The sequence below is a fragment of the Paenibacillus sp. OT2-17 genome (assembly GCF_009827695.1).
Classification (GTDB): Bacteria; Bacillota; Bacilli; order Paenibacillales; family Paenibacillaceae; genus Paenibacillus; species Paenibacillus polymyxa_B.
Map to the genome: position 1 here is coordinate 1 of NZ_WUDQ01000240.1, position 5,334 is coordinate 5,334.

3 protein-coding genes and 3 pseudogenes are annotated in these 5,334 nt (G+C 43.7%); all 6 read right to left on the minus strand.

Annotated features, from left to right (window positions below):
* Positions 1-459: pseudogene (locus GRP75_RS18460) on the minus strand (metal-dependent phosphohydrolase); the annotation flags it as partial.
* A 95-nt stretch (positions 460-554) separates the two neighbouring features.
* The gene (locus tag GRP75_RS18465) at positions 555-1,526 is read right to left on the minus strand and encodes a PhoH family protein (RefSeq protein ID WP_013311138.1); all 972 of its coding nucleotides are present in this window, start codon (positions 1,524-1,526) and stop codon (positions 555-557) included.
* Between the two features lie 6 nt (positions 1,527-1,532).
* A pseudogene (locus tag GRP75_RS18470) lies at positions 1,533-2,641 on the minus strand (sporulation protein YqfD).
* Entirely contained in the window at positions 2,638-2,931 is a 294-nt protein-coding gene (yqfC, locus tag GRP75_RS18475; RefSeq protein ID WP_023989488.1) for a sporulation protein YqfC, read from the minus strand. Before yqfC ends, GRP75_RS18470 begins: the two are co-directional and overlap by 4 nt.
* Before the next feature lie 378 nt (positions 2,932-3,309).
* Positions 3,310-4,719 carry a branched-chain amino acid transporter BcaP gene (gene bcaP, locus GRP75_RS18480; RefSeq protein ID WP_160790003.1) on the minus strand — a complete coding sequence of 470 codons (1,410 nt, stop codon included), beginning with the start codon at positions 4,717-4,719 and terminating at the stop codon, positions 3,310-3,312.
* 419 nt (positions 4,720-5,138) lie between these two features.
* Positions 5,139-5,334, minus strand: a pseudogene (locus GRP75_RS18485) (hypothetical protein); the annotation flags it as partial.

The following is a 5,334-nucleotide window of genomic DNA, read 5'->3' on the forward strand; positions in this document are numbered from 1 at the left end:
CTTATCTGGGTAGGCATCCGCATTACGGCTGTTATTCACAAAATTTTGCACAAATTCCCGTGCACGTTGCGGAATCTCATCCTTATAAATCGAAATCTTATCTGCTCTGGAAACCTGATCATCCTGATTGAGCCGTTCAATTCGATCCAAAATACCAGTAATCAGGTTATCGTTGCGAACTGGCACAATGGTATACATCGGCTGCACACGTTCAGCTGATTCCTCTTGAGCCTTCAAAGTCGCCTTACTGTTAGGAAGCTGCATCGGGGCGACAATTTGCTTTTCACTCGGTTGATTTACCCGAATGTCATAACGCTCGGGAAGCAGCTTGGACGCAAAGCCTACATAAAAAAGAACCACCAAAAATAAAAACAGAAGATAGCGTGTCGCCACGCTATACTTCCATCCATTCATTCTATGCTGGAACGTTTTCCCTTTAGATAATTCCTTCGAGGTCATCTAAAACAATCCCTCTCCATCATCTTTTTCAAGGCAGCTACACTGCTCATTTTATACTTTTTCTGATCGTACACACCATACTCGTGATTGAATGGCTATCCATGATTTTCGGCAATACGGTCATAAGCAACAATGATTTTTTGAACTAGGGAATGACGGACAACATCCTCTTCTGCAAACTGGACAAAGCCTATTTCTTCAATCCCTTGTAAAATCGCATTCGCTTCAATCAGACCGGATTTTTTGCCACGAGGCAAATCAATTTGCGTAACATCGCCGGTAATGACCATTTTGGAGCCGAAACCAAGTCGAGTCAAAAACATTTTCATTTGCTCGGGTGTGGTGTTTTGCGCTTCGTCCAAAATAATAAATGAATCATCCAGCGTACGTCCCCGCATATAAGCCAAAGGAGCAATTTCTATTAACCCGCGCTCCAGTGCCTTTGCAGTCTGCTCTGGGCCCATCACATCGTATAGGGCATCATACAATGGGCGTAAATACGGATCAACCTTTTCCTGCAAATCCCCTGGTAAAAAACCTAAATTCTCCCCTGCTTCGACCGCAGGACGAGTCAGTACAATGCGCTTGACTGAACCTTCCTTCAGGGCAGCTACAGCCAGCACTACAGCCAGATAGGTTTTACCCGTACCCGCCGGGCCAATTCCAAATACAATATCGCGTTTCTTAATCGTGGTTACATAGTGCTTTTGTCCAATCGTTTTGACGCGAATCGGTTTCCCCCGGAACGTCGTCGTAATTTCACCCTTGAACAAATCGAGCAGCTGATCAGCACGCAAATCTTTTGCCAATTCAATCGCATAATGGACGTCCCTTTCGGTCAGTATATACCCATTGCGAATTAACTGGAGTAATACATCGAACAATTGTTCGAGCACTTCCACCTCGTGAGCATTACCAAAAACATTAACTTCTGCCTCACGAGATGCTATTTTTGCTGGAATAGCGGCTTCGATTAATTTTAAAAAGGAATCCTGCGGGCCAAATAACGCCTGTCCTTCTCCCGCATTGTTCAATGCAATTTGTATGCTGCGTTGTTGTTCTGCCAAATAGCCTCATTCTCCTTGGTTATGAACTAACGGAAGTTCTTCCGCAATATCCTGCTCCACTTCAAAAAGCACTTTCATATAAACTTTACCATTCTCTCTCTTCTCATGCAAAATTTTTTGGCTCATTATTTTCGTTCCTTTGCCGTATTTAGCTAAAATATCAGCTCGCGCGCCTTCTATTCCTGACATTTTCGCTTCTGCTTCCGTAAGCTTCTGCTCTTGTATCTTTGTCTCCCTCACACTTTCAGTCATCCAACCCATCGGAAGTTTGAAGGAACGCCAAGTTAACGGATCATGTTCAACTGTTGTTTTATGTGTAGAATAAGGTATTTTCCCATATCCCCACAATTGTATCGCACGATTGCCTAACACCAGATACAAGCGGTCGTGACTGTTACCTGTATACGTGCTGCTGCGTTGCACCGTAGGACTGCTAATTTCGTATTCATGCCATACAAGACCCTTAACCTCTCCTTTGGCTACGACCTGCTGCTGATTCTCCTCATCTCCAAGCGTTCCCGAGATGAGGATGGCTCCTTTTTTGACACGTGTATTTTTATGCACGACAGGACGACCCTGCTCGGCAAAAATCTCAGTGACTACCGCGTCTGCCTTACTGATGATATGACGTGGGCTGTAGAGCGGCGCAGGGGTAGGCTGTGAAGGGAAAGCTTGTCTTGACTGGAAAGACGAAAGCTCCATTGAAACGGATACAGCCCCTCCTGTCGGGCGGCTTTGAGAACGGAGTCCGTCGAGAGCTTATCATTCCCCTTCACTTCAATGTCCCAGATAAGCGAAGACATCAGCAGGAGACCTATCCAGAACAAAGCCAATCCAGCCATAAAAAATTTACGTTTGGCAAGCCGTATAACAGTAAAGGGAAGCCCTTGCCGCTTCAGAACATGCATTTTACAGCCTGTCCTTCTCAAAAGCGGGCGTAGGAGGAAGACGTGCGGCAGCAGAAGGTTCATTTCTGCATGTCTAGTACCCATCGGCCGCACGTTCCAAACAGGTATATGGTGATCGGTGAGTAAATTAATGAAAGCTTCCACACTTTCGCCCTTGACAGCAAGGGTAACCGTGCCACGCAGCATTGCTAAAGCAGGATGTTTCACGAGCCTTCCTCCGTTCCTTCCATTTGGATATCTGTTATATGTCCCTCCACACTTACCTGCTCTGGCAGAATAGACGTAATGACTAAATCATGGCCGGACACCCTCAGCCTGCCTTTCTCAAGTGCAAGTACGAGCTGATTCGGTGTGAAATCCACCACGCCCCGGTGATTCTCCACATAAAGCTGGCGGCTGCCGATGAGGGTTAACCGCGGCAGGTCAAATAGAATGTCCTGCGGAAGCTCCAGCGTCTCGCTGGCCCACTTTCGCAGTTTGCGGCTCATCCGGCTCATACGGCGAAATCTCCTTTCCTGTCATCAAAACATCTGTTATCCAACGGCTAATGTTGTTTTGATGACAGCACGCTGCTATTTTTTCATCTTCTGTTATTGCCAATCGGTACCCATAGATGTTTCATGGCAGCTACGCTGCTAGCTTTTCATCTTATATTCTTATTATCAGTGAACGCCATTACACCAGCGCCACAGATATCTGTACTGTACATTTTATGATCCAGTCCCCGCATTTATGAGGCTAAACTTACAATTCGCAGCAGCTGCTATATTGCAGAGGAAAAAGATGTGTCCTTTTAAAATTCAAACAAAAAAGACAGCCTCGTTTTCATATCGAAAACAAGGTTGTCTTTTTTTGATTTTCATTAGATGACACGGTTATTTTTCGGTATCTCGATTCAAAAGAGAGTTTTTTCTAGAGTATAAGAAGTAAACAGCCATACCAATGACAAGCCAAATAATAAAGCGAATAAATGTCTGACCATTCAAATTAAGAATGAGCACCCCACATGAAACGATAGCCAGGATCGGAATATACGGAACTCCAGGACATCGGAAGGCCCTTGGCAAGTCAGGTTGTGTTTTTCTCATAACGATGACGGCGACCGAAATCAGAATAAATGCTGACAAGGTTCCAATGTTCACTAAACTTGCTAACTCATCCAGCGGGATCAGCCCACCCATTAATGCAGATAAAGTACCAAAAAACAACGTGTTAATGTAGGGCGTTTTATATTTGGAATGAACCTTGGATAATATTTTGGGGACTAAGCCGTCACGTGACATAGCAAACATAATACGGGTTTGACCATAGAGCATAACCAGCATGACCGTTGTCATCCCTAAGATGGCTCCTATATCTACAATACCCGCAACCCAGTTCTGGCCCGCAACCTGCAATACCAATGACACTGGATGAGAGATACCTTCAAATTGCATAAACGGTACTATACCCGTCATAATCGCGCTAACAATGACATACAAAAACGTACAAATAACGAGTGAGAAAATAATGCCTCGCGGTAAATCACGGGCGGGATTTTTGGTTTCTTCAGCCGCTGATGAAACAGCATCAAAACCAATAAAAGCAAAAAACACAAGTGCTGCGGCTCCAAACACCCCACTGAACCCAAACGGCATAAATGGTGTCCAATTATCTGGCTTCACATATTTAAAAGCAACGATGATAAATAATAAAATAACAATAATCTTTACAATTACCATGAAGTTGTTTATCCGTTTTGATTCTTTTATCCCAAAATAAAGCAAGAACGTGATACCCATCAAAATTAAAAAAGCTGGGAGATTAAAATAAGTAGTTTGGTCTTTTAAAGTCCCCGGTGCGGCAGTGAATTCAAGCGGAATGTGAAGGCCAATTCCATTCAAAAATGATACAAAGTAACCCGACCAACCTGCGGAAACGGCGCTGGCTGCCAGCATGTATTCCAAAATTAAATCCCATCCAATAATAAAGGCCAATAGCTCCCCCATCGTAGCATATGTAAAAGTGTAAACAGAACCGGATACTGGAACGGTGGATGCAAACTCCGCATAAGCCAATGCCGCGAATAAACAGGCGAGTCCCGCAATCACAAAAGAAAGTACCAAGCCTGGACCAGCCGTAACTGCTCCCGTACCTGTCAACACAAATATCCCCGTTCCGATAATGGCTCCAATCCCAAGCATCGTTAAATCAAACGCACCCAGTTCCCTTTTGAGTGCTTTTTCCCCCCGCGTAGCGGCAATCAACTGATCAATGCTCTTCTTTCTGAACAAGCTATTTCCCATCTATCCCATCCTCCTAGAAATTAATTTTCCATTTTTATAATCTTGTTTTATCACCTCGATATAAATCAAATTTTAGATAAATTTGGAGTAAATTTCATAAGTATCTATCATTGAGAACATTATATATAAAAAAGAAAAAATGAAAACTGCTTTTGGAAAGCTCCATTCATATTGTTACATTTGATCATTTTTCACGAATATATTTTCATAAACGAGACCCTAAATTAGACAAAATGCCACCATTTTAGATGACAACAAATGTGAGAAACCTAGGGCGCACAAGGGATTATCACATTCGTTGTCAGGTAATTAGAGCATTTGTCGTTAATTCATTTTTTATTCTGAGCATGCTTATGTATTCCTAAAGCTCACAAAAAAAGATCCGCCACAGCCAAAGCCGTGACGGATCCACTATCATTTTAACGTCTTCCTCCACCCATATAGCGCTTGGAACGCGGAGGACCTAATATTTCTGCCCAAATCACACCTCTGCGCAGATCAGCCGTATCCACCGTATTACGGTCTTGCGAAGCTATCTCTGGCGCATCTGTAATTTCCCCTGACTCCCTCGCGTTGGATATACGATCGAGACGGGCTAAAACCAATCTGCGTTCT

Coding starts and splice junctions, on each gene's coding strand:
- yqfC (WP_023989488.1), bottom strand. CDS start 2,931: ATGAGCCGGATGAGCCGCAAACTGCGAAAGTGGGCCAGCGAGACGCTG.
- bcaP (WP_160790003.1), bottom strand. CDS start 4,719: ATGGGAAATAGCTTGTTCAGAAAGAAGAGCATTGATCAGTTGATTGCC.